General features: G+C 74.2%; 23 protein-coding genes. 11 read left to right on the forward strand and 12 right to left on the reverse strand.

What is annotated here, in order from left to right; genetic code table 11:
* Window positions 1–332: 332 nt before the first annotated feature.
* Together C7C46_RS10595 and C7C46_RS10600 are read right to left on the reverse strand one after the other, a co-directional pair.
* Entirely contained in the window at window positions 333–866 is a 534-nt protein-coding gene (locus C7C46_RS10595) for an NUDIX hydrolase (protein WP_110668217.1), read from the reverse strand.
* 275 nt (window positions 867–1,141) lie between these two features.
* On the reverse strand, window positions 1,142–1,519 hold the full coding sequence (locus C7C46_RS10600) for a nuclear transport factor 2 family protein (RefSeq protein ID WP_110668219.1): 378 nt from the start codon (window positions 1,517–1,519) through the stop codon (window positions 1,142–1,144).
* 86 nt (window positions 1,520–1,605) lie between these two features.
* On the opposite strand from C7C46_RS10600, the gene C7C46_RS36385 reads away from it, so the two are divergent.
* The 4 genes from C7C46_RS36385 (at window position 1,606) to C7C46_RS10625 (ending at window position 4,387) form a co-directional block, all read left to right on the forward strand.
* A complete protein-coding gene (locus C7C46_RS36385; protein ID WP_245984339.1) occupies window positions 1,606–2,268 on the forward strand; it encodes a CPCC family cysteine-rich protein in 663 nt (220 codons plus the stop codon).
* 126 nt (window positions 2,269–2,394) lie between these two features.
* A complete protein-coding gene (locus tag C7C46_RS10615; protein WP_110668221.1) occupies window positions 2,395–2,655 on the forward strand; it encodes an SHOCT domain-containing protein in 261 nt (86 codons plus the stop codon).
* Between the two features lie 96 nt (window positions 2,656–2,751).
* Complete coding sequence (locus C7C46_RS10620) at window positions 2,752–3,882, forward strand: PLP-dependent cysteine synthase family protein (protein ID WP_110668223.1); 1,131 nt, start codon at window positions 2,752–2,754, stop codon at window positions 3,880–3,882.
* Window positions 3,883–3,895: 13 nt separating this feature from the next.
* A complete protein-coding gene (locus C7C46_RS10625; RefSeq protein WP_110668225.1) occupies window positions 3,896–4,387 on the forward strand; it encodes a GNAT family N-acetyltransferase in 492 nt (163 codons plus the stop codon).
* Between the two features lie 57 nt (window positions 4,388–4,444).
* Here the strand turns inward: C7C46_RS10625 and C7C46_RS10630 are convergent, their stop codons facing one another.
* From C7C46_RS10630 to mscL, 5 genes are all read right to left on the reverse strand, one after another.
* Window positions 4,445–5,254: a DeoR/GlpR family DNA-binding transcription regulator gene (locus tag C7C46_RS10630; RefSeq protein ID WP_110668228.1), complete on the reverse strand. Its 810-nt coding sequence runs from the start codon at window positions 5,252–5,254 to the stop codon at window positions 4,445–4,447.
* A 57-nt stretch (window positions 5,255–5,311) separates the two neighbouring features.
* Complete coding sequence (locus C7C46_RS10635) at window positions 5,312–7,702, reverse strand: right-handed parallel beta-helix repeat-containing protein (RefSeq protein WP_110668230.1); 2,391 nt, start codon at window positions 7,700–7,702, stop codon at window positions 5,312–5,314.
* 183 nt (window positions 7,703–7,885) lie between these two features.
* Window positions 7,886–8,755 carry an MOSC domain-containing protein gene (locus C7C46_RS10640; RefSeq protein WP_110668232.1) on the reverse strand — a complete coding sequence of 290 codons (870 nt, stop codon included), beginning with the start codon at window positions 8,753–8,755 and terminating at the stop codon, window positions 7,886–7,888.
* 126 nt (window positions 8,756–8,881) lie between these two features.
* Complete coding sequence (locus C7C46_RS10645; protein ID WP_110668234.1) at window positions 8,882–9,481, reverse strand: DUF6643 family protein; 600 nt, start codon at window positions 9,479–9,481, stop codon at window positions 8,882–8,884.
* A 209-nt stretch (window positions 9,482–9,690) separates the two neighbouring features.
* A complete protein-coding gene (gene mscL / locus C7C46_RS10650; RefSeq protein WP_110668236.1) occupies window positions 9,691–10,134 on the reverse strand; it encodes a large conductance mechanosensitive channel protein MscL in 444 nt (147 codons plus the stop codon).
* A 216-nt stretch (window positions 10,135–10,350) separates the two neighbouring features.
* Between mscL and C7C46_RS10655 the strand changes: the two genes are divergently transcribed.
* Together C7C46_RS10655 and C7C46_RS10660 are read left to right on the forward strand one after the other, a co-directional pair.
* Window positions 10,351–11,178 carry a slipin family protein gene (locus C7C46_RS10655; protein ID WP_110668238.1) on the forward strand — a complete coding sequence of 276 codons (828 nt, stop codon included), beginning with the start codon at window positions 10,351–10,353 and terminating at the stop codon, window positions 11,176–11,178.
* 75 nt (window positions 11,179–11,253) lie between these two features.
* Window positions 11,254–11,910, forward strand: a complete 657-nt coding sequence (locus C7C46_RS10660; RefSeq protein ID WP_110668240.1) for a thiol:disulfide interchange protein DsbA/DsbL — start codon at window positions 11,254–11,256, stop codon at window positions 11,908–11,910.
* 19 nt (window positions 11,911–11,929) lie between these two features.
* Here the strand turns inward: C7C46_RS10660 and C7C46_RS10665 are convergent, their stop codons facing one another.
* Entirely contained in the window at window positions 11,930–13,096 is a 1,167-nt protein-coding gene (locus tag C7C46_RS10665; protein WP_110668242.1) for a glycosyltransferase, read from the reverse strand.
* Window positions 13,097–13,240: 144 nt separating this feature from the next.
* Here C7C46_RS10665 and C7C46_RS10670 point away from each other — a divergent pair, with 144 nt between their 5' ends.
* Window positions 13,241–14,020 (forward strand): glutamate racemase, encoded by a 780-nt coding sequence (locus C7C46_RS10670; protein ID WP_110668244.1) that lies wholly within the window; start codon window positions 13,241–13,243, stop codon window positions 14,018–14,020.
* Between the two features lie 73 nt (window positions 14,021–14,093).
* Here the strand turns inward: C7C46_RS10670 and C7C46_RS10675 are convergent, their stop codons facing one another.
* From C7C46_RS10675 to C7C46_RS10685, 3 genes are all read right to left on the reverse strand, one after another.
* Window positions 14,094–15,101 (reverse strand): polysaccharide deacetylase family protein, encoded by a 1,008-nt coding sequence (locus C7C46_RS10675; RefSeq protein ID WP_245984340.1) that lies wholly within the window; start codon window positions 15,099–15,101, stop codon window positions 14,094–14,096.
* Between the two features lie 135 nt (window positions 15,102–15,236).
* Window positions 15,237–16,178, reverse strand: coding sequence for an NAD-dependent epimerase/dehydratase family protein (locus C7C46_RS10680; RefSeq protein WP_110668246.1), 942 nt, complete (start codon window positions 16,176–16,178; stop codon window positions 15,237–15,239).
* 177 nt (window positions 16,179–16,355) lie between these two features.
* Complete coding sequence (locus C7C46_RS10685; protein ID WP_110668248.1) at window positions 16,356–16,871, reverse strand: PTS-dependent dihydroxyacetone kinase phosphotransferase subunit DhaM; 516 nt, start codon at window positions 16,869–16,871, stop codon at window positions 16,356–16,358.
* 166 nt (window positions 16,872–17,037) lie between these two features.
* Here C7C46_RS10685 and C7C46_RS10690 point away from each other — a divergent pair, with 166 nt between their 5' ends.
* The 3 genes from C7C46_RS10690 (at window position 17,038) to C7C46_RS10700 (ending at window position 19,530) form a co-directional block, all read left to right on the forward strand.
* Window positions 17,038–17,292: a DUF397 domain-containing protein gene (locus C7C46_RS10690; RefSeq protein ID WP_181442289.1), complete on the forward strand. Its 255-nt coding sequence runs from the start codon at window positions 17,038–17,040 to the stop codon at window positions 17,290–17,292.
* A gap of 543 nt (window positions 17,293–17,835) precedes the next feature.
* Entirely contained in the window at window positions 17,836–18,330 is a 495-nt protein-coding gene (locus C7C46_RS10695; RefSeq protein ID WP_110668250.1) for a hypothetical protein, read from the forward strand.
* Between the two features lie 90 nt (window positions 18,331–18,420).
* Window positions 18,421–19,530 (forward strand): acyl-CoA dehydrogenase family protein, encoded by a 1,110-nt coding sequence (locus C7C46_RS10700; RefSeq protein WP_110668252.1) that lies wholly within the window; start codon window positions 18,421–18,423, stop codon window positions 19,528–19,530.
* A gap of 12 nt (window positions 19,531–19,542) precedes the next feature.
* Here C7C46_RS10700 and C7C46_RS10705 read toward each other — a convergent pair whose 3' ends face one another.
* A complete protein-coding gene (locus C7C46_RS10705) occupies window positions 19,543–20,697 on the reverse strand; it encodes an aminoglycoside phosphotransferase family protein (RefSeq protein ID WP_110668254.1) in 1,155 nt (384 codons plus the stop codon).
* Window positions 20,698–21,217: 520 nt separating this feature from the next.
* Here C7C46_RS10705 and C7C46_RS10710 point away from each other — a divergent pair.
* Complete coding sequence (locus tag C7C46_RS10710; RefSeq protein ID WP_110668256.1) at window positions 21,218–22,696, forward strand: DNA-binding protein NsdB; 1,479 nt, start codon at window positions 21,218–21,220, stop codon at window positions 22,694–22,696.
* Window positions 22,697–22,698 lie beyond the last annotated feature (2 nt).

Raw genomic sequence — 22,698 nt, forward strand, 5'->3', positions numbered from 1 at the left:
CCAGAAGACCGTCCCCAAAGTCGGCCTGTCCGACTTTGGGGACTTGGAAGCTGCTCTGCGCGTTCCACCTGACTCACCGATCGGTGCGCAACAGATGAACCGGCTGCGCCAGGCTCAGGCGCAGTAGCGGTGATCGGGCGCAGCAAGGGCAGGGGCAGCCGCAGCTTGGCGAGGCGGAACGAGCCTGGCGGCGCTGGGCGTTGGTCGGGTTCACGGCGCGGACGTCAGCAGCCACATCGCGTCGATCTCCCACTCCTGGCCCCCGCCCACCGGGTCTCCACTGATGCCCTCCCTGGAGAGTTTGTCCCGACCACGGCCACTGCGCTGCGCAGTTACCTCGCGGGTGGCCCGAGCGTCTCGTTGGATGCGTGGCCCAGGACGGTGGGCAGTCCCGAGAAGTCGTAGGCTGCGGGGCCCTGGTGGGAGAGGGCCAGAGTGAGGCGGCGTCGGTTGGGGGCGTCCAGAGGTGGGAGGTCGGTCAGGTCGAACCAGCGGACCTCGGTCGACTCCTCGTCGTTGACCCGGGCCTCGCCGGCCACCGCGCGGCAGCGGAAGGTGAGTTCCAGGTACTGGGTCCGGTCGCCGTTGGCGTAGACGACGGTCTCCGAGACCGTCACCGAGGTCAGTGCCTCCGGTCGGGCGACGACGCCGGTCTCCTCGAAGCACTCGCGGACCACGGCATCGGCCGGCTGCTCGCCCGGGTCGATGATGCCGCCGGGCAGGGCCCACTGGCCGCTGTCGGTGCGGCGGCCCAGCAGGACGCGGGTGCCGTCCGGGTCCAGGACCACGGCGACCGCGCAGCTGAGCCAGAGCGGGCGGGTGCCGACCAGTGCGCGCAGTTCGGTGATGAACTCGGGAGTGGGCATACGGGAGAGCGTAGTGGCCGGTCCCGTCGGGGAAGGGAGACGGGGCGAGGTCGACCTGGCCGCCGCGAAGCCGTCAGGGCGCCGCGGAAGAGGAGTCGTTAGTTACCGAGATCACCGGGAACACCGTGCGCAACTGCGACGGCTACGGCGTGGTCTTCTTCGAGAGCTCGGCAGACGCCGGCGCCCACGGCGTGGTCGCCGGCAACCTGAGCTTTTGGCCGGAGCCTGGCGCCCGCCCTCGAACTCACTGCGCCGAGGGCCGGACTCAACCAGGGTCAGACCAGGCTCGCGTGGGCGGCGACGACGCGCCAGCCGTGGTTCGGGGTGTGGATCCAGCTGCGGGTGTAGCGGATGCGGGTGGTGAGGTCCTGGCCGTCGAAGGTGCCGGCGAGGGTGCCGAGGAACCAGGTGAGGCCGGTGGTGCCGATGACGAGCAGGGTCAGGTCCTCCTCCTCGACGCGGGTGAGGCGCTGGCGGCCGCTCCGCTGGAGTTCGAGGTCGTCGGCCTTGCTGTACAGGCGTCCGTCGGGGCCCGTGAAGACCAGGCGGTCGTCGAGCAGATGGTCAAGCGCCTCGGTGTCGGCGGCGAGTTGGGCTGCCTGGAGACGGCGTTCGGCGGTGCGCAGATCCTCGGTCAGCTGATCGGTGGCCATGCGCAGCAGGTTACCGGCGGGGCCCGCGCGCGAGGTCCGGTTTGAAAATCCGAGCACGACTCCTCGCCCTGCCCGAGACTGCAGCCATGGACACCCGCCGACCCTGCCCCTGCTGCGGCCACCTGGTCTTCGACCTGACGGACGGTTGGCCCGGCTCGTTCGCCATCTGTCCGGTCTGCTACTGGGAGGACGACCGGGTCCAGCTCCGCTGGCCGTACCTGGAAGGCGGGGCGAACCGGGTCTCGCTGGTGACGGCGCAGCAGAACTACCGGGAGCACGGGCGCAGCGAGCTGCGGACCCTGCCCGTCCGTGAGCCCCGGGAAGGCGAGGAGCGGGATCCCGCCTGGCGGCCCGTCGACCGTGAGCGGGACCTGTTCGAGGACTGGGGCGGCGAGGTCCGCCCGTGGCCCGAGGAGCCGGAGGCGCTGTGCTGGTGGCTGCCCGCCTTCTGGGGGCGGCCCGAGGAGGCGGAGGTCGAGGTGCCGGCCTCGCAGACGATCGACCTCGCCGGGGTGAGCAGCGAGCGCGACCTGCACGCCCTGCTCAAGCGCGAGCTGGGGCTCCCCGACTTCTACGGGATGAACTGGGCCGCCCTCTGGGACGCGATCACCGGCCTGGTGGAGATCCCCGGCGAGCTGCGGTTCGTCCACTCGTCCGCGCCGGCTCCCGAAGTCGGGGCCGGTCTGCGGCGGGTGCTGGCCCGGTATGCGGAGCTCCGGCCCGGGTTCGTCGCGAGGTACGAGGCGTAGCGCCTCGCCGCTCGCGTACTCCCACCGTGGTAGCCCGACGGCCGCCGCCCGCACGACGCGGTCGGTGGCGCGGGCGCGCGAAGGTGGAGGGGTCGGTGCAGGTGACAGGCGAGGAGTTGGATTCCCATGTATGCGCAGCACTTGGTCCAGAGCGGGTGGCACCCGTGGTTCCTGGTGTTCCCGTTCTTCTGGCTGGTCGTGGTGGTGCTGGTGTTCGCCGTGCTACGGCGGACCGCCTGGCGGCGGGCGGGGGCCTGCGGGTACGGCGGGTACGGCGGTCGGGAAATGGGGCCGCTGGCGGTGCTCGGGGAGCGGTACGCGCGGGGGGAGATCGACGAGGAGGAGTACCGGGCGCGGCGGGCGGTGATCAGCGAGCGGGACAGGTGAGCCACGCGCACCGGGTCGGGCCCCACCCGTCCCGGTGCGCCCCATAAGCGGAAGCTGTACAGGTCAGAATGACTACTTTCCGTTACAATTGACCTCATGGCAGCCACCACCCTCAGCAGCAGTACCGTCGATGTCGACCGCTCCGACGCCGCCTACCGGGCCTGGCTCAAGGACGCGGTGCGCAAGGTGCAGGCGGATGCGAACCGGTCCGCGGACACGCACCTGTTGCGTTTCCCGCTCCCGGCCGACTGGGGGATCGACCTCTACCTGAAGGACGAGTCCACGCATCCGACCGGGAGCCTGAAGCACCGGCTGGCGAGATCGCTCTTCCTGTACGGGCTGTGCAACGGCTGGATCCGCCCGGGCAAGCCGGTGATCGAGGCGTCGAGCGGGTCCACCGCCGTCTCGGAGGCGTACTTCGCGCAGCTGATCGGGGTGCCGTTCATCGCGGTGATGGCCAAGACCACCAGCCGGGCCAAGATCGAGCTGATCGAGTTCCACGGCGGCAGCTGCCACCTGGTGGACAACGCCTGCGAGGTGTACGAGGTCTCCGCCCGCCTGGCGGCCGAGACCGGCGGCCACTACATGGACCAGTTCACCTACGCCGAGCGGGCCACCGACTGGCGCGGCAACAACAACATCGCCGAGTCGATCTTCGCCCAGCTGCGGCTGGAGCCCTACCCCGAGCCGGCCTGGATCGTGGCCACCGCCGGGACCGGCGGCACCTCGGCGACCATCGCCCGGTACGTGCACTACCAGCAGTTCGACACCCGGATCTGCGTGCCCGACCCGGAGAACTCCTGCTTCTTCGAGGGCTGGCTCGGGCACGACCCGGACGCGGGCTGTCCCACCTCCTCGCGGATCGAGGGCATCGGCCGGCCGCGGATGGAGCCCAGCTTCGTGCCCGGCGCGATCGACCGGATGATGAAGGTCCCGGACGCCGCCTCGATCGCCGCCATCCGGGTGCTGGAGCGGGCGCTCGGCAAGAAGGCGGGCGCCTCCACCGGCACGGGACTGTGGAGCGCGCTGCGGATCGTGGCCGAGATGCGCGAGCACGGCGAGCGCGGCAGCGTGGTCACCCTGATCTGCGACCCGGGCGACCGCTACCTGGACAAGTACTACTCGGACGCCTGGCTCGCCGAGCACGGCATCGAGATCGCCCCGCACGAGCGGGCGCTGGAGTCCTTCCTCGCCGGAAATGGGTGGTCCGAGGCACTGCCCGCGTGATATTCCAACGGGCATGGAAGATCTTCTGACGGACCGCCTGATACTGCACCCCTTCACCCTCGAGGAGGCGCAGCGGGTCGCCGAGGGGGTGCCCGGCCCCGGTGACAACTGGGCCGCCGACTACCCGAGCGAGGGCGAGCGGGCCGGCGCCGGCATGTTCGCCCGGCGCCAGGGCGCCGACGAGCAGGACCTGCACCCCTGGGGCGGCTACGAGATCCGCCGCCGCAGCGACGGCGTGGCGATCGGCGGCATCGGTTTCCACGGCACCCCGGGGGAGAGCGGCACCGCCGAGATCGGTTACGGGCTGGCCGTGTCCGAGCGCGGCAAGGGCTATGCCAGCGAGGCGCTGCGCGGGATGCTGGCGGCGGTGCGCGAGTGGGGCGCCAAGCGCCTGATCGCCGACACCAACCTGGACAACATCGCCTCCCAGCGGGTGATGGAGGCGGTCGGGATGGTGCAGACCGGGCAGGACGAGGAGCTGAAGTTCTACGCGATCGAGCTCTGAGGCCTGATCGAACGGTGTGGCGCGGGCGAGCCGTGACGCCCCGTTAGCAGGGGCTCCTCACAGGCCGGTCGGCGCCAGCACCAGCTCGCGCACGTACTCGCGCGCCGCCTCCGCCGCCTCGGCGGGCAGGGCCGCGTCGGTGACCCAGGTGTCCACCTCGCCCAGCTCCGCGAAGGTGGACAGGCCGACCACACCCCACTTGGTGTGGTCGGCCACCGCGACCACCCGGCGGGCCGAGGCGACGAAGTTGCGGTTGGTCTCCGCCTCGGCCAGGTTCGGGGTGGACAGCCCGGCCTCGGGGGAGAGGCCGTGGGTGCCGAGGAAGAGCAGGTCGAAGTGGAGCGAGCGGATCGCCCGGTCGGCCACCGGGCCCACCAACGAGTCCGAGGGGGTGCGCACCCCGCCGGTCAGCACCACCGTGGTCCCGGTGCCCTCGCCCTGGCGCTGGGCCCGCTCGAACACGTCCGCCACCCGCACCGAGTTGGTCACCACGGTCAGCTGACCGACCGTCACCAGGTGCTGGGCGAGCGCGAAGGTGGTGGTGCCGCCGGAGAGCGCGATCGCCGTCCCCGGGCTGACCAGTGCGGCCGCCGCCCGGGCGATCTCCTCCTTGGCGGAGAGCTCCAGCGAGGACTTGGCCTCGAAGCCGGGCTCGTGGGTGCGGGCTTCCTCCACCGGGACGGCGCCGCCGTGCACCTTCTCGATCGCGCCGACCTTGGCGAGCGCGTCCAGGTCCCGGCGGATCGTCATGTCGGAGACGTTCAGCCGCCGGGTCAGCTCGTTGACCCGGACTCCGCCGCGGCGGCGGACCTCGTCCAGGATCAGCGCCCGGCGCTGTTCGGCCAGGAGGTTGCTGCTGTCGGCCACGGACGCGCCCTTCCCTGATAACCCGTTGATGTGCGCCTATCCTGCCACGGCAAGGGCTCAGCCGGGCAGCGGGAGGTCGGCCGGAACCAGCAGTTGGAGCTCCTCGGTCGACGCGTCGGGCAGCTGGGCCACCCGCATCGCGTGGCGCTCGACCATGGTCTCGAACACCTGGCGCGCGGTGCGGCCGTTGCCGAAGGTCGGGCCGCGCTGCAGGGTGGCGAAGTGGGCCAGCAGCGCGGCCGCGGTCGGGTCGGCGAGCTGGTACTCCTGCTCCTGGCACTGGGTGCGGGCGATCTCCAGCAGCTCGGCGTCGGTGTAGTCGGGGAAGGTGATGGTGCGCGAGAAGCGCGAGGACAGGCCCGGGTTGGCGGCCAGGAAGCGCTCCATCTCGGCGGTGTAGCCGGCCACGATGACCACCACCTCGTCCCGGTGGTCCTCCATCAGCTTGACCAGGGTGTCGATCGCCTCCCGGCCGAAGTCGCGGGCGCCGTCCTCCGGAGCCAGGGTGTAGGCCTCGTCGATGAACAGCACCCCGCCCCTGGCCTGGTCGAAGGCGGCCTGGGTGCGGATCGCGGTGGAGCCGATGTGCTCGCCGACCAGGTCCACCCGGGCCACCTCCACCAGGTGTCCGCGCTGCAGGACCCCCAGCGCCGCCAGGATCTCGCCGTAGAGCCGGGCCACCGTGGTCTTGCCGGTGCCGGGGGAGCCGGTGAAGACCAGGTGGCGGCGGAGCGAGGGTGCCTTGAGCCCGGCCTGCCGGCGGCGCCGGCCGACCGAGATCAGGTCGATCAGGGTGCGCACCTCCTGCTTCACGGTGGCCAGTCCGATCAGCGCGTCCAGCTCGGCCAACGTCTCCTCGGCCGGGCGGCAGTCCGGGATCGGTGCGATCTGCGGCGGCGCGACCAGCGGCGCGGTGCCCGCGGTCAGCTGGGCGGTGCGCTGCGGCGGCACCGCCTCGGCGGCCGGGGCCGGCGCGGGGGCCACGTCGTCCGAGGTGCAGGCCTCCACCAGCGGGCCCGGCTCGGCGATCTCGAAGCCGGCCCGGGCGTTCTGCTCGGCCCGGCAGCGGGTCAGCACGGTGCGGCAGCCGTCGATGACGTGGAAGCCGAAGCCCTTGCCCTGCACCGCCCGGCAGTCCTCGAAGCTGCCCCGGCCCTGCGCCGAGACGTAGACCGCCGCCTCCGCGCTGGCCCGCACCACGCAGGAGCGCAGCACCGGGTCGGCGCCCTTGGTGACGATCACTCCGGTGGCCACCTCGGCGATCTCACAGTCGGTCAGCAGTCCGCCGCTGCCGTGGTCTCGGAACCACAGCCCGGTGCCGGCCTGCTGCACCCGGCAGCGCTCCAGCGCGACGGTGGCGCCCGAGCTGACCGAGACCGCCGAGCTGCGGATCCGGCTGAACGAGGTGTCGGTGACGGTGGCCTGGGAGTCGCGGTCCAGCACGAAGAGCGCGTCCGGCAGGTCGTGCAGCGCGCAGTCGGTCAGGGTGATCCGGGCTCCGTCGCTGACCCAGATCGCCGGGTAGTCCCCGGTGGAGTCCTCGATCTCGCAGCCGGTCGCCGTCACCGAGGTCCCCGGGTCCCAGACCGAGAGTGCCCCGCGCCCGAACGCCCGCACGCTGCTGCGCTCCAGCGTGAGCACCGCGCGGCCGCGCAGGTCGGCCGCGTTCTCCGGCAGGTCGTGCAACCGGCAGTCGCGCAGCTCCAGGGCGGCCTCGGTGTCCAGGGTCAGGCCGTTGCCGGTGACCCGGTGCACCTCGCAGTCGGTCAGCCGGCCCACCGCCTTGGCCTCGGCCTGCACCCCGCTGCCGCGGATCTCGTAGATCTCGCAGCCGGTAAGCTCGGCCAGGCTGCCCGGGTCGGTGAGCAGCACCCCGGCGCCGGCCGCGTGGTGCAGCCGGCAGCGGTCCAACTCGGCCCGGGCGCCCTCCAGCACCGCCAGCCCCGCCTGGCCGGCCGCGCTCACCTCGCAGTCGGTGAACCGCGCCTGGGCGTGGCCGCGCAGCCGCAGCCCGAGACCGGAGGGGTTGCTGACGGTGCATCCGGTGAGCACCGGGGCGGCCCGGTCGGCGACCTCGACGCCGACCGCGGCATGGGTGTCCACCCGGCAGCCGGTCAACTGGGCGTCGGCGCCCGGGCCGGTGATCCGCACCGCGGGGGCGGAGCTGTCGTAGCTCTCGATCACCAGGTCGCGCACCGTGGCAGCGGCGGTGACGGTCAGGCCGACCCCGGACGGCGGGTCGATCCGCACCGTGCCCGGGCCCTCGGCGGGCAGCACCGTGACCGCCTTGTCCAGCAGGACGTTCTCCCGGAACACGCCCGGGCGCACGGTGACCGTGTCCCCGGGTTCGGCGGCGGCCAGCGCTTCGGCCAGGGTCTCGTACTCCCCGGCGCGCCGACGCCAGCGCGAGCCGCTGTCCTGCGTGACCCGGACCCTGTGCTCACCCATGACGCTCCGTCGCCCCGCCTTCCCTGCTCGTCCGTGCTCGTCCTGGCCGCGACCCCGACGCCTCACCGTAGCGTGCCCGGGTGAGGGCACCGGGCAGGTGAGGTGCCTGGGGTGCGGGCTGTGCTAGGGGCGGTGGGCCCACGCGGTTTCGGCGGCCGGCTGCCGCGGCTGCGACCGGTCGGCCTAGGCGGCGGGCAGTCGGTCGCCGGTGGCGAGGACCTCGACCGGGTCGCCCAGCCGGAGGGTGCCCAGCGCGTCGCCGGTCACCCCGTCGGGTCGTTCCGGGATCAGGTTGACGCCGAAGACCGCCTTCTTGTCGAAGCGGTGGCGCGCGGCCAGCGTGCGCAGCGGCTCCGGGCCCAGGCGCTCGCCGGTCTCCTGCTCGGTGGTGGTCACCACGCAGCGACCGCAGAGCTTGACCGCGCGGAACACCAGCTCGCCGACCCGGACCCGGCGCCACTGCTCCTCGGCCCACGGCTCGGTGCCCGCGATCACCAGGTTCGGGCGGAACCGGGTCATCGGCAGCGGCTCACCGCCGGCCTCGACGAGCCAGTCGCCGAGCGCGGCCAGCGAGGCGGTGGTGGTGGCCAGCAACGGGAAGCCGTCGGCCATCGAGACCGTCTCGCCGGGCGCGCTGAAGGCCGGCGCGATCCGCCGGGCCAGCGGGTCGGCCAGGTGCAGCAGCCGCAGCTCCGGGTGGTCCACCTGCTCGCGCAGCCAGAGCTGGGCCTTCTCCTCGGCCTCCAGGGCGGCGAACTCGGTGCCGAACACCTCGCCCCGGACGGCGCTCGCGCCGTCCGCCGCGTGCGGCACCGGCACCCGCAGCTGGTCCCCGGCCGGGGAGGTGAGCAGCAGCGCGCCGTCCTCGGCGAGTTCGGTGCGGAACTGGCCGAGCCGGGGCAGGTCGCGCTGGGTCAGGGCCAGGCCGCCGGGCCGGGCCAGCATCCAGCGCCGGTCGCCGTGCAGACCCCAGGGTTCCACCACGGCCTGCTGCGGGCTCTGCCGGTACATGGACTTGACGGGGTACCGGTGCAATCCGGAGAGCTCGGCCATGCCGCCCATCCTGCCAGGTAGCTTTGCTCCGAATGCGGACGGGCCGCCTGGGCCGCCGCGTGCACGACGGCCCAGGCGGCCCGTTGACGACCGTCCCCCTCGGTCAACCGACCGGCACTGCCCCGGTCAGTAGACCTGCCCCGGGTAGGGCTGCTGCTGCTGCTGTCCGAACTGCCCCTGCCCGAACTGCTGCTGCTGGTACTGCTGCTGAGTGCCCTGCTGCGGCTGGTACTGCTGCTGCGGAGCGCCCTGCTGGGGGGCGTGCTGCTGGAAGAACTGCTGCGGGGGCAGCGGGCGGACCGGCGCCATCGGCGCCATCGGCGCGGGGCCGACCGGGTTCGGCCGCATCGGGGCGGCCTGCTGGTCCCACGGCTGGGCGGCGGCCGGCTGCGGGTAACCCGCCACCGGCTGACCGGGCATCCGCGGCGCCGGCACGTACGGCTGGGCGCCGTACCCGGTCATCGGAGGGGCGGACTGGTAGCCGCCGCTGGGGCCCGGGCCGAGTGCGAGCCGGGCGGGCGGCAGCGCGGGCAGCAGGCTGGTGGACTCCATCGCCGCACCGTAGGACGGTGAGGCCATGGGGGCCGGCGGAAGTGCGGCCGGCACGTTGATCGGCGCGATCTGCGGGACTCCGCGCTCTGCGACCAAGCTGTCGTAGATGGGCGTGCCCGACGAGAAGGACGGAGGGTAGTAACCGACTCCGTCGTAGGGGCGGGGCGAGGTCATGGGGCATACCGTAAGCCCAGAATGCGCCCCTGAGGAGACTGGGAAGGCCGATAGTTCGAGTTGTTTACGTAGTCTTCGCTGACGCAAACCACTCGAACGGGGGGAAGATCGGACATTTCCCCGTCGAAATTCGGTCAGCAGCAGTCGAAACCTGACCAGTTGAAACACGCGAGCCCCTCACGCCGGGGGGCTCGCGACGGCGCAGTCGATCAGCCGCGCTGCAGCGCCTGAGCAGGGAATCCGGCCTGCCCCGCCACCTCGCTGGTGCAGTGCGCGCAGCGCACGGCCGCGGCCGGGATCCGGCTGAGGCACTGCGGGCAGTCCACCTTGGCCGGCTCGGCGGCCACCGGCCGGTCGAACTTGGCCTGCAGCTTGCCGACCGGCAGCACCACGGCGAAGTAGATGACCGCACTGACCAGCACGAAGCTGATCAGCGCGTTCAGGAAGCCGCCGTAGGGGAAGGCGGTGCCCGCGACGGTGAAGGCCTCCTTGGTGAAGTCGCCCACCGCGCCCACGGCCACGCCGACCAGCGGGGTCAGGAAGGCGGTCACGAACCCGGTGACCACGGCGGTGAACGCCGCACCGATGACGATACCGACCGCCAGGTCGACGACGTTTCCGCGCAGCAGGAAGCTGCGGAAGCCCTTGAACACGGCAGAGACTCCAGGGAGGGTGAGGGAGCGCGGGGGCTGGCCGCCCTGCCGCCCGGCCATCCTGGCCAAGCCGCCGGGCCCCGGTCCAACTCGCGTCACCCGTTTCGCGTAGTGCCGACGGTGGATCTGACGCCGCGTCGGCCTGTTTCGTACAAGCACCGACGGCCTGGTCCGCGCCCCTGTCCAGCGGCCGGGTTTGGGCGCATACTTTCGGACATGCCTGCCCTGCTCGGGATCCTCGTGGTGCTGCTGGTCCTGTTCCTGTTCACCAGTGTGCGTGTCGTCCAGCAGTACGAGCGCGGCGTCGTGTTCCGGGTCGGCAGGGTGCGCGAGCGCGCCCGCGAGCCCGGACTGACCCTGCTGATCCCCGTCGTGGACCGGATGCGCAAGGTCAACGTCCAGGTGGTCACCATGCCGGTGCCCGCCCAGGAGGGCATCACCAAGGACAACGTCACGGTCCGGGTGGACGCGGTGCTGTACTTCCGGGTGGTCGAGCCGGTCAAGGCCACCGTGGACGTGCAGAACTACCAGTTCGCCATGCTCCAGGTCGCGCAGACCTCGCTGCGCTCGATCATCGGCAAGAGCGAGCTGGACGACCTGCTCTCCGGCCGCGAGCAGCTGCACCGCGGCCTCGCCGAGATGATGGAGGCCCCCGCGAGGGCCTGGGGCGTGCACATCGACCTGGTGGAGATCAAGGACGTCGCGCTGCCCGACTCGATGAAGCGCTCGATGGCCCGTCAGGCCGAGGCCGACCGCGAGCGGCGGGCCCGCATCATCACCGCCGACGGTGAGTTCCAGGCCGCCACCAAGCTGGCCGAGGCCGCCGCGCTGATGGACGGCACGCCCGCCGCGATGCAGCTGCGCCTGCTGCAGACCGTGGTCGAGGTGGCGGCGGAGAAGAACTCCACCCTGGTGCTGCCGTTCCCGGTCGAGCTGCTGCGGTTCTTCGAGTCCCACACGAAGCAGGCCGCCCCTGCCGCGGTCCCGCGGGCGCGGGCGGCGCAGGACGACGCCGTGGCCGAGGTGATCGAGGTCCAGGAGTAACGGGGGTTGCCCCGATCGGGGGACTGCGGGCGCGTCAGCTGGCTCCGCGCCGAGGCCGGCTGACACCGTGGCAGCATGCAGCCCGTCACCCGTGCCGTTCTCCTGGTGGTCTCCGCGGTCTCCGCCCTCAGCAGCACGCTGGCCCCGTTGCCGGCCGCGGCGGACGCCCCGTACAACACACTGCGCCACCCGCAGCAGGTCCGCGACAGCGGAAAGCGCGAGGTGGTGGAGGTGTTCTGGTACGGCTGCCTGCACTCGCAGCTGCTGGAGAAGCCGCTGGAGGAGTGGGCGGCCCGGCAGCCCTCGGACGTGGTGCTGCACCGGATCCCCGCGGTCTGGGCCGGCGCTCCCGAGCAGGACGAGCAGCGTGCGCACGCCCGGCTCTACTTCACGCTGGACAAGCTGGGCCAGGTGGACCGGCTGCAGCAGGCGGTGTTCCGGTCGGTGCGCCAGGACGGCGCGGACCTGACCACCGAGCAGGCGGCGGCCGACTGGGCCGAGCGCCACGAGGTGGACCGGCAGAAGTTCACCGCCGCCTACGAGTCGGACGAGGTCCGCCGCGAGGTCGACCAGGCGCCCGACGACCGGGTCCGCTACGAGGTGAACGAGCTGCCCACCGCGGTGGTGCAGGGCCAGTGGTCGACCACCCCGACCCGGGCGGGCGGGGTGGACCAGATCCCGGCGGTGCTCGACCAGTTGCTCGCCCAGGTCCGGTCCGCCCGGCGCCCCTGAACCCGGACAGGCCGTAGCCCTAGTAGGTGCGCCCCTTCCAGGCGGCGCCGCGGCCGCGGTAGTGCTGGACCGCCGAGTCCACCGTCATCGCCAGGTAGAGCAGGGCGGTGTACGGCAGCAGCAGCGCGGCCGGGGCCGGGCGGTCGTAGTAGCGGACCATCGGGAGATAGGTCAGCGTCATGACCGCCCAGGCGCCGGCCCCGAGGGCGAGCAGCGGCAGGCCCACGGTCACCGCGCCGGCCAGCACCGCCAGCGGCGGGACCAGGTAGACCAGCGCCAGCCCGAGCACCGTGCCCAGCAGCAGCGCGGGGGAGTGGCGCAGTTGGGCGTAGGCGCTGCGGGAGACCATCCGCCACAGCGGACCGAGCCCCTGGTACGGGCGCACGCTGGTGACCGCCAGCTCCGGCGAGCGCTCGGCCAGGCCCAGCCAGGTCCGCCCGCCGGTGCGCTTGACGGCGCGGGCCAGTGACACGTCGTCGATCACCGCGCCCCGGATCGCCTCGACCCCGCCGGCCCGCTCCAGCGCACTGCGGCGCACCAGCGAGCAGCCGCCGGCCGCGGCGGCGGTGCGCGAGGCGGGCCGGTTGCTCCAGCGGAACGGGTAGAGCTGGGCGAAGAAGTAGACGAAGGCCGGCACGATCAGCCGCTCCCAGGCGGACTCGGTGCGCAGCCGGGCCATCTGGGAGACCAGGACCAGCCGGTCCGGCGGGCCGCCCGCCTCCGCGGCGGCGACCAGGGCGGCCAGGGTCTGCGGGCCGTGCGCGATGTCGGCGTCGGTGAGCAGCAGCAGCTCGGCCTGGCCGGCCAGTTCGACCCCGTGCCGGACCGCCCACAGCTTGCCGGTCCAGCCGGCCGGCAGTGGCGGCGGGCTGGTGACGGTCAGCGGCAGTCCGCCCTCGGCCGCGAGGCGGCGGGCCACCTCCGCGGTGCCGTCCGAGCTGTGGTCGTCCACCAGGATCACCCGGGCCCGGCCCGGGTACTTCTGGGCCAGCAGGCCCGGCAGGCTGAGCGGCAGCACCTCGGCCTCGTCCCGCGCCGGGACCACCACCGCCACCTCGGGCCAGCGGGCCGGCTCCGGGCGGTGCGGCGGCAACCGCTGGTCGGTGCGCCAGAAGAACCCCTGCCCGAGCGCCAGCCAGAGCCAGCAGAGCAGCGACAGACCCGTCACCCACAGCAGCACCGTCACGCACGCAGTCTGCCGCACCGCCCGGCCCCCTGCGTGGCGAATCCCCGGCGCGGCGCACCGGCTCCGGGTCGGCCGGCCCGCCCGGCCGGCGGGCGTGGCCAGCCTCGTGGGGCTGGCCGGGCGGATCGGTTAGGGTCGTGCCTTGTGAAGATCGCACTGATGGACTCCGGAATCGGTCTGCTGCCGGCCGCCGCCGCGCTGCGCGAGCTGCGCCCGGATGCCGACCTGGTGATCTCCTGCGATCCCGAGGGCATGCCGTGGGGCCCCCGGACCCCGGCGGACCTGACCGAGCACGCGCTGGCCTGCGCCCGGGCGGCGGCCGAGTACCGGCCGGACGCGCTGGTGGTGGCCTGCAACACCGCGACCGTGCACGCCCTGGACGCGCTGCGGGCCGAGCTGGAGCCGGGCATCCCGGTGATCGGGACGGTGCCCGCGATCAAGCCGGCCGCCCGGGCCGGCGGACGGGTGGCGATCTGGGCCACTCCGGCGACCACCGGCAGCGCCTACCAGCGGGGCCTGATCGCCGAGTTCGGCGGCGGCGCGGAGATCACCGAGGTGCCCTGCCCGGGGCTGGCGGACGCGGTCGAGCACGCGGACGAGGAGGCGCTGGAGCGGGCGATCGCGGCCGCGGCGGCGCTGACCCCGGCGGGCGTCGGGACGGTGGTGCTCGGCTGCACCCACTACGAGCTGGTGGCCGAACGGATCCGGGCGGCGGTGGCCCCGCCGGCCGGCACGGACCTGGTGCTGCTCGGCTCGGCCGACGCGGTGGCGGCCCAGACCCTGCGCCGCGCCGCCCCCGAGGCGCTGGCCCGCACCGGGTCGGGCACCCTGACCGTCCTGCTGACGGGGCGTCCGGGCGAGCTGCCCGCCCCGGCCGCCCGCTACCCGCAGGGCCGCGTGCTGACCGCCGCGCCGGTGGCCTGAGCAAGCTCGCTGCGGCGCCGGCGGGCTGACCCGCGGTCGGCCCACGGGCGGCCCACGGGCGCCGCCCGCCGGGTCAGCGTTTGCGGGGCCGGCCCGCCAGCAGCGCCTCGAACTCCGCCGGGCCCGCAGCGGCATCCGCAGCGAGGCGGCTGATGTGCAGGGCCTCGCGCGGCAGTCGCGGGCTGAGCCGGTGGTCGGTCAGGAACGCGGTTCGGTAGCCCAGTTCGCGCAGCAGCCCGGCCGTCCGCGGGTCGGGGGAGCCGCCGGGGTAGGCGAAGGCCGTCGGCGCCGCCCCCAGCCACCCGGTGAGCTCCCGGTGCGCCCCCTGCACCTCCGCCCGCACCGTCGCCTCGTCGCACCGCGGCAGCTCCGGACCGCCCAGGCACTGGCTGCCCACCGCCACCCGGCCCGCCACCAGCCGGCCCAGCTCGGCCGGCGTCAGCCGCGGGCGGGCCGGCGCGCTCGCCCGGGCGCTGACCCGCAGCTCGTGCAGGCTGCGCCGCCGGTCCGGGTCGGGCAGCGCGGCCAGCTGCGCCAAACGGTCGGCCGCCCCGCCCGCGCAGAGCGCCCGGGCGCAGCCCCCGTGCGCCAGCAGGAACACCGCCTCGTCCCGCCAGGACGGCCGGTCGGTGCCTATCAGCTCGGTCGCCACGAAGGCCACCGCCGGCAGCCCACGGGCCGTCAGCGCGGGCAGCGCGTGCTCCAGCACCGTCCGGTCCGCGTCGTCGAAGGTGATCAGCACGCTGCGCGGCGGCAGCGGCTGCTCCCGGGTCAGTGCCTGCTCCAGGGCCGGCAGCGAGACCGGTACCGCGACCTGGCAGAGCCGGTCCAGCTGGGCGCCGAACGCCCGCTGGTCGGCGACCGGCCCGTAGGCGAGCACGGTCAGCCGCCGCGCCGCGTGTGCGCGCAGGAACGGCAGCGCGCACCCGGTGTGGACCAGCCAGGAGGCCAGCCGGTCCCCGGCCGGCTCGCCGGCCGCCGGCCCCGGCGGAGCAGGCAGCGCGGACGGCACGGACGGCAGGTGGGCGGGCAGGACGGTGGTGGACGTCAGGTCCGGCGTACCGGCGTGAGAAAGCGGCACAGTGCTCCCCAAGCGAGGCCGGGCTGCCCCGGCGTGAACTCCCTCGACGCAGTGCAGACTCCCGCGCCCCGCAGATGGTTGTACGCGATGGGACTGACGGTCGCGCCACTTTCGGGAGCGCCGGCGCCGACCGGCTCAGCGAGCCCTCGACCAGGCGAGGGTGCGCTCCAGGCCGACCCGCAGCGGCACCGGGCGCAGCCCCGGCAGCAGCGCCCGCAGCGGACCCGGATCCGGCAGCGGCCGCGTCCGCTCGGCCTGCGGCTCGGCGTGCACCAGCGGCAGCGGGCGGCCGAGCGCCCGGCCGAGTTCGGCGGCCAGCTCCAGCACCGAGACCCGGGTGCCGCAGGCCAGGTCCACCGGCCCGGGCACGGTCAGGCGGCGCAGCACCGCCGCGCACAGCACCTGCGCCACCGTCCCCACGTAGGTGAAGTCCCGGCGCTGGCGCCCGTCCCCGTGCACCACCAGCGGCTCGCCGGCCAGCGCGGCCGCGACGAAGGCGGGCACCACGGCCGGTCCGCGGGGGCCGGCGGGCTGGAACGGGCCGAAAACGTCGCGCAGCCGAAGGGTCAGCACCCGCAGCCCGTAGCAGTGCTGGTAGGCCGTCAGGTAGCCCTCGGCCGCCAGCGCGCCGACCGCGTACGGGGTGCGCTCGGCGTCCGGGCCCAGCGCCGCGTCGGTCACCGCGGAGGCGGCCACCACCGGCAGGTGGCCGGCCCGACGGGCGGCCTCCAGGACCTGCAGCGTGCCGGTCGCGTTGACCAGGTGGTCGGCCGGCACGTCCGCGGGCCGGTCGGGCCGGACCGCAGCCGCCCCGCCCGTCGGCCCGCGCAGCGCCCGGCGCGGCGGCCGCGCGGCCAGGTGGACCACCGCCTGGGCGCCGTCCAGCGCCTCGTCCAGCAGGGCCGGGTCGAGCACCGAGCCCTCGAAGAGGTTCACCTCCAGCTCGGCCAGGTGCGTCTTGCGGCCGGTGCTGAAGTCGTCCACCACCCGGACCTCGGTGACCTCCGGGCGGCCGAGCAGTGCGGCGACCAGGTGGGCCCCGACGAATCCGGCTCCGCCGGTGACGACCACGCGCATCGCGGCACAGACTCCTTCCGCCACCGGTACCGGGGACCGCGGGCGGAGCCGATGGTAGCCGCCCGGACACGTTCCGTGTAGAGGGCGGGCGGCAGCTTTCCGGATCCGGCTGACGCCCCGTCGGGTCGGGGCCGGGCGGCACCGGTCGGGTCCGCTCGCCGCTCCCCGCGGCGCGGCTCAGAGCTTGCGCTGGCGGTAGGTCTCCTCGGCCGCCTCGACCACCGCCGCCAGGTCGCCGCCCGCCGAGGCGGTGGCCACCGCGGCGACCGCGCCCTCGACCAGCGGGGCGTCGGCGAACCGCACCGGGAACGGCAGCCCGTGCTCGTCGGCCGCCGCCAGCACTGCCAGCACCGTCTGCACGGCTGACGAGAGGTCGGCCAGCACGGCCACCCCGTGGCCCTGGTCCACCCGCCGGGCCGCCGCCGCCAGCAGCAGCGCGCTGCTGCCCAGCCCGTCGCCCGGCTGCCCGCCGGTGGCCGCGACCGGCGCCGGGTCCTCGGTCAGCGCCATCGCCCGGGCCAGGTCGGCCGCCTCCTCGGCCAGTTCGCGGCTGTGCGAGACCAGCACCACCCCGACCCGGCCCAGGACGGCCGAGCGGACCGGCGCCTGGCTGGGTACCCGGACCGCCGACGGCGCCTCCCCGATCGGGATCACATCCGCTCCGCCGCCGCCGCGTGGACTGATCTGTGTCATGTCTGCTCCCCGCTCTCGGCCGGTTCCCGCCCACTGTCGCAAACCCGGCGCGCGCCGTCCCGCGCCCGCGCCGCAGGATCCCGCGATCGACCCGAAAGCGCAGCCCGGGGCAGCTGCCCGGCGATAACCTGGGGCAGTTGACGGATCTTCGGGAGGAGCACCACCAGTGGCAACCGAGACAGGCCCCGACCAGGCTGCCGTGCCGCCGTCCGGCAAGCCCAAGCTGGACACCACCGGGGCCGAGTGGCTCTCGGCCAAGCAGGAGGACGGCTCGCCCGGCGACGTGCAGATCGCCTTCGTGGACGGCTACATCGCGATGCGGGACGGCCGGTTCCCGGACGGCCCGGTGCTGGTCTTCACCCAGGACGAGTGGCAGGCCTTCGTGCTGGGCGCCCAGGACGGCGAGTTCGACCTGGACTGAACTCGGCAGACCCGAAACGGACAGGCGCCGTGCCGACCGCCCCCACGCGGTCGTGCACGGCGCCTGCCGTTTGACCCGGTTCGCGACACCGGGTTGTTCTCCCGTGGTTCCCCGGACCGGCCCGTGCGAGCCGACCGTCGCCGGGAGGCGGCGGCGGGGCCGAAGCCCAGGCCGCCGGTGCCCGGGATCCGAACGCCCCCACGCGTCGGTGTCCCGGGCGTGGTCCACGGGCGCGACAGAGTCGGGGAACCCGTGAACCAGGCTTTGGGTGAAAGGGAAAGGTGGAACCGTGAAGTACCGGAGCTTGCAGCGGCCGAACCACGAAGTGCCACAGGGAGACATGGGCGCACGCAAATGCGCCACAGCAGGCCACCCCCACGTGGACTCGCGTCCACAGCAGCTGCCGTACAGCGCGACCGTAGCCCGGACGGTTGCTCAGCGTCAACATTCGTCTCGGAGCGTGGAGCTCGCGCGTTTGTGAACGCGGCTTGAACACCACCGCCCCGTGCGGGCGTGCGCCGGGTCGGCACGTACGATGGCGGCATGTCTTTTCTCCGCCGACGTTCCGGCACCCCAGCGGGACCGGACTTCGACGTGCTCGCGATGGACCCGGGTGACTGGCCCGGCCTGTTCGGCGCCGCCGTGATGACCGGTCCGGACGGCTCCTGCCAGGGCATCTTCCTGCGGTACGACCTGTTCGGCGGGCGCGGCCCGGCGATGTTCATCGGCAACCTGCCCGAGGGCTCGCCGGCCCGGGACACCCCGGACGGCGTCCCGTTCGAGGTCAGACAGCTGCTCCAGGCCCTGGAGGTCGAGGAGCCGGTGGAGTTCGTCTCCGCCGAGGACTTCCCGGTGATGCTGCGGGACGACCTGCTGATCGTGAAGAAGGTCAAGGTCTCCGAGGGGCGGGTGTTCTGCGCCCAGTTCGACCGCAGTGACCAGGTCCAGGTGACCATCGCGTCCTGGGACCGGCCGATCGCGGACGACCTGTACCAGCTGCTCAAGCCGCTGCCCGGCGAGATGTTCCAGCAGGGCTGAGCAGCCCGGGTCCGCGTCGGGTCAAGACGCTTTCGCGCCGACGTTTTCTTTTCCCGGCGGCACCGCCCGTCGGCCTCCGGAGGCAGCGCCATGACCGACACACTGTCAACTCCCGTACCACCGGCGGCCGTGCTGCCCCGGGTGGTCGACCTGCTGGCTGCCCGGGCCGAGGAGCACGACCGGGACGCGACCTTCCCGTACCAGGGCATCGAGGCGGTGCACGAGGCCGGCCTGCTCACGCTGACCGTCGGCCGGCGCTACGGCGGGCCGGGCGCGCCGCTGCTGGACACCGTCCGGGTGCTGGCCGAACTCGGCCGCGGCGACGCCTCGGTCGCCCTGCTCACCGCCTTCACCCTGCTGAGCCACGCCGAGCAGGACCGCACCGGGAGCTGGCCCGCCGCGCTCTACCGCCGGCTGCTCACCGAGTCCCGGCGCGGGCCGGCCCTGGTCACCACGGTGGGCGGTGAGCCCGGCGCCCCGGTGGTCGCCGCGCGCGACGCGGCCGGCTGGCGGCTGACCGGCCGGGTGACCGGCTGCACCGGCGCCGAGGCGCTGGCCTGGATCGCGGTCCGTGCGGTCACCGACGAGCCGCAGCCCAGGACCGGGGTGTTCGTGCTGCGCGGCGAGTGCGAGGGCATCGAGGTGGACCCGGTCTGGGACCAGCTCGGGCTGCGGGCCAGTGTCGGCCACGACCTGGTGCTGGCCGGCGCCCGGGTCGCCGAGGAGCTGGCGCTCGGACTGCGCCCGGCGGACGCCGAGCCGGAGCCGGCCGAGGCGCTGGACGCCGCCTGGCGGGACCTGGCGCTGGCCGCCGTGCAGCTCGGGGTGGGCCGGGCCGCGCGGGACTGGCTGGTGGCCCGCCCCGGCCCGGTCGACCCGGTCGCGGTCGGCGAACTGGAGTGCGCGCTGGTCGGGGCGGAGGAGTTGCTGCTGGGCCTGGCCGGGCGGATCGACGCGGGCGAGGCGGAGGCGGTGCGGCGCAGCGGCCCGGTGCAGCTGCTGGCCGCCAGAGCGGTGCTGGACGCCGTCCGGGCCGCGGTGGAGCTGGCCGGTGGGGCGGGGCTGAGCCGGCGTCACCCGTTGGAGCGTCAGCTGCGCGACGTGCTCAGCGCCCGCCCGCACGGCCGGCCCGCCCGCGCGGTGCTGGACCGGGCCGGCCGGACCGCACTGGCCCGGGCCCCGAAGCCGCGCGGGCGGTAGCCCCGGCGGCGGTCAGCGGGTGCCGACCGCGGCCCGGACGGCGCGCCGGGCCAGCGCCGCGTCCTCGTACAGCCGACGGATCATCAGCCGGGCCTCCTCGCCCGCGCCCGGCACGTCGTGGATCCGCAGCTCGCGCATCAGCACCAGGACCAGGTTGACCAGGAAGGAGTCCCGGGCCAGCGTGCCGCCGGCCTGGGCCAGCTGGCTGATCTGCCGACGGGCCGCGGTGTCCCCGGAGAGCACGCTCCACAGCACCGCCAGGTCGTACCCGGGCAGGTACCAGCCGGTCTGCTCCCAGTCCAGCAGCACCGGCCCCGAGGGCGCCAGCATCACGTTGGTGAGCAGTGCGTCCCCGTGGTTGAGCTGCCAGTTGGTGTGCCCCAGGCCGTGCATCAGCTGCCGCAGGTCGCTCGCGTCCCGGTCGGTGAGCTGGCCGACCGAGTGGTAGCGGCCGATCTCGAACTGGTAGTCCAGCGGCTGCTGGAACACGTCGGTCGGCGGGCACCACAGGTTCAGGCCGCGCACCGCGCCGAGGATCGCGCGCACCTCGCCGGGGGTCGGGGCGTTGGCCGGGTGGCGCTCGATCGCCGCCGGGCGGCCGGGGATCCGCTCCATCACCAGGACGCAGCGGTCGTGGTCGGCCGCGACCAGGCGGGGCATCCGGACCGGCGGGCGGTGGCGGACGAAGGCCCGGTAGACGGCCACCTCGCGGCGGAACCGGTCCACCAGGAGGCCCCGCCGGTCGGCCTGCACGGCCTGCGGGTTGAGGCACTTGGCGACCACCGCGGTGCGGCCGATCAGGCCGGTGACAAGGATGTGCGCGCCCTCCTGGCGGAGCACCTGGCGCGGCGAGAACGCGGGACATATCCGGGTGATCTGGGCCAGCGCCGCCTTCACGGCCGGGGTGGCCAGCGCGGCGTTGTCCACCTTGCCCCAGTTGCCGGCCACCCCGGCGGGGGAGCTGCCGTAGCCGGTGGCGGGCTGGGGCACGCGGGGTCGCAGCAGGCGCTCACCGGCGCGCGGGACGAACCCGGGTGCCTCGATGCGCCCGGCGGGGCGGGCGGGGACGGCGGGCTTCGCCACGGGCCGGCGGACCGCCACCGGGGCCGGCGGGCGCTGGGCGGTGCCGGTGCGGGGCGCGGTGGGGGAAGTCGCTGAGGAGTACATGAGGAGGAGGGATTCCCTTCCTTGCCGACGGCATATGCGAGCCAAGGCGGCGGCCCTGACTTGATCAGTCCTGTGCGTGCGCCGGGAGCAGCGGGGGCAGGCTCCGGCACACTGGTGCTCCGTTGGTGCCTCGGTTCCGGCGCGGGTCCGCCTGCGGGTGGGGCGGGCGGACCGGCCGGCCCGGGCGGTGCGCCGAGCGCCGGACCCGGCCGTTCGGTCCGTCCGCGCACCCTGGGGAATGCGCTGGTCGATCCGGTCGGCCGGGCTCGGCGCCAGGCGCGCCACCCGTCCGCGCCACCCCCTCCGCAAAGCCGCCGAGGCGGCCGCGGGCAGCCCCCGGATCGCTCCGGGGCCCGCAATCCCGGGCCTTTCGGCCCGGGGTGAGGTGGCGCATCTCTACCTGACACCCGGCTGCCACTGGCTATCGACATGGCGCCCCCTGGCGGACCCTGGCGAATGCTCGCGTGGCACATGACACCCCGTTAGGCTCGAACCCAGCCGATGCACCTGGGGGCTTGACGTGAGCAGGGAACCCAACACCCGACTCGCCGACCTGTTCGGACTGACCGGTTGGTCCAAGGGCGAACTGGCCAGGCTGGTCAACCGGCGCGGTGCCGCGATGGGCCAGCAGCAGCTGGCCACCGACACCTCTCGGGTGCGGCGGTGGATCGAGCAGGGGGAGATCCCGCGCGATCCGGTGCCCCGGGTGCTGGCTGCCGTGTTCACCGAGCGGCTCGGCCGAGTCGTGTCCATCGAGGACCTCGGGCTGGTGCGGCACCGGCAGTTGGGCGCGGCCCCGGCGCACTGCGGCGAGGCCGGTCGGCCGGAGCGGACGGCTCAGATCCTCACCGAGTTCACGGGAATGGATCTCATGCTCAACCGACGCGGACAGACGGGCAGCCAGCACGATCGCGGTTCGGCGCTGCCGGGCCCCGAGGCCGTCCCCGACTCCCTCTACGCCTGGCTCAGCGGCGAGACCGTGGCCCGGGTCGCCGCCCGGGCCCCGCGCAGCATGGTCGGCGGTGCCGCCGGTGCTCCGCTGCTCGACGTCTACGAGCCCGGGCCGGTCGGCGCCCAGGAGGTGGAGTCGCTGGAGCTGGCCTTCGAGGTCTTCCGCTCCTGGGACGCCTCGCGCGGCGGCGGTCTGCAGCGCAAGGCCGTGATCGGCCAACTGAACGAGGTGGGCGGTCTGCTGACTCACCCTCACCCGCCCGAGCTGGCCCGCCGGCTCTGGCTGGTGGCGTCCAACCTGGCCTCCCTGGCCGGGTGGATGTCGCACGACGTGGGCCTGGAGGCCGCCGCCCAGCGCTACTTCGTGATCTCCGCGCAGGCCGCCAAGGAGGCCGGCGACCGGGAGCGGGCCGGCGAGTCGGTTTCGCGCTGCGCCCGCCAGCTGCTGCACCACGGGCGCGGCGGCGAGGCCTTGGACCTGATGAAGCTGGCCCGGGCCGGCGCCGGGCCGGGCATGGCGCCGCGCACCCGCGCCATGCTCAACGCGGTGGAGGCCTGGGCACAGGCCACCCTGGGCAACACCCGCGAGGTGCACCGGCTGCTCGGCGAGGCCGAGGACTGCTACGCCAAGGACCGGGACGAGCCGCAGCCGGCCTGGTCGCGCACCTTCAACGAGGTCGAGCTGAACGGGATGTCCTCGCTGGTCTACCGGACCCTGGCCGAGCACGACCCGGGCGCCGCCGAGCGGGCCGAGCGCCACGTGCTGACCTCGATGCGGCTGCGGGTCGAGCAGGGCAACGAGCGGTCCGGCGCGCTGGACCACGTGACACTCGCCTCGGTGCACTGGATCGCCGGCCAGCCGGAGGCGGCGCAGGCCCAGGTGGAGCTGGTGCTGGAGAAGATCGACGCGATCTCCTCGCTCCGCACCTGGGACCGGCTGGAGAAGATGTACCGGCTCAGCGACCGGTACCAGTCGCTGCCCGCGGTGGGCGAGCTGCGGGAACGAATCAGGGCGGCGGTGCCGTCGGCCCGCCGCCCTGCGCAGTAGGA

The organism is Streptomyces tateyamensis, from assembly GCF_003205575.1.
Lineage (GTDB): Bacteria > Actinomycetota > Actinomycetes > Streptomycetales > Streptomycetaceae > Kitasatospora > Kitasatospora tateyamensis.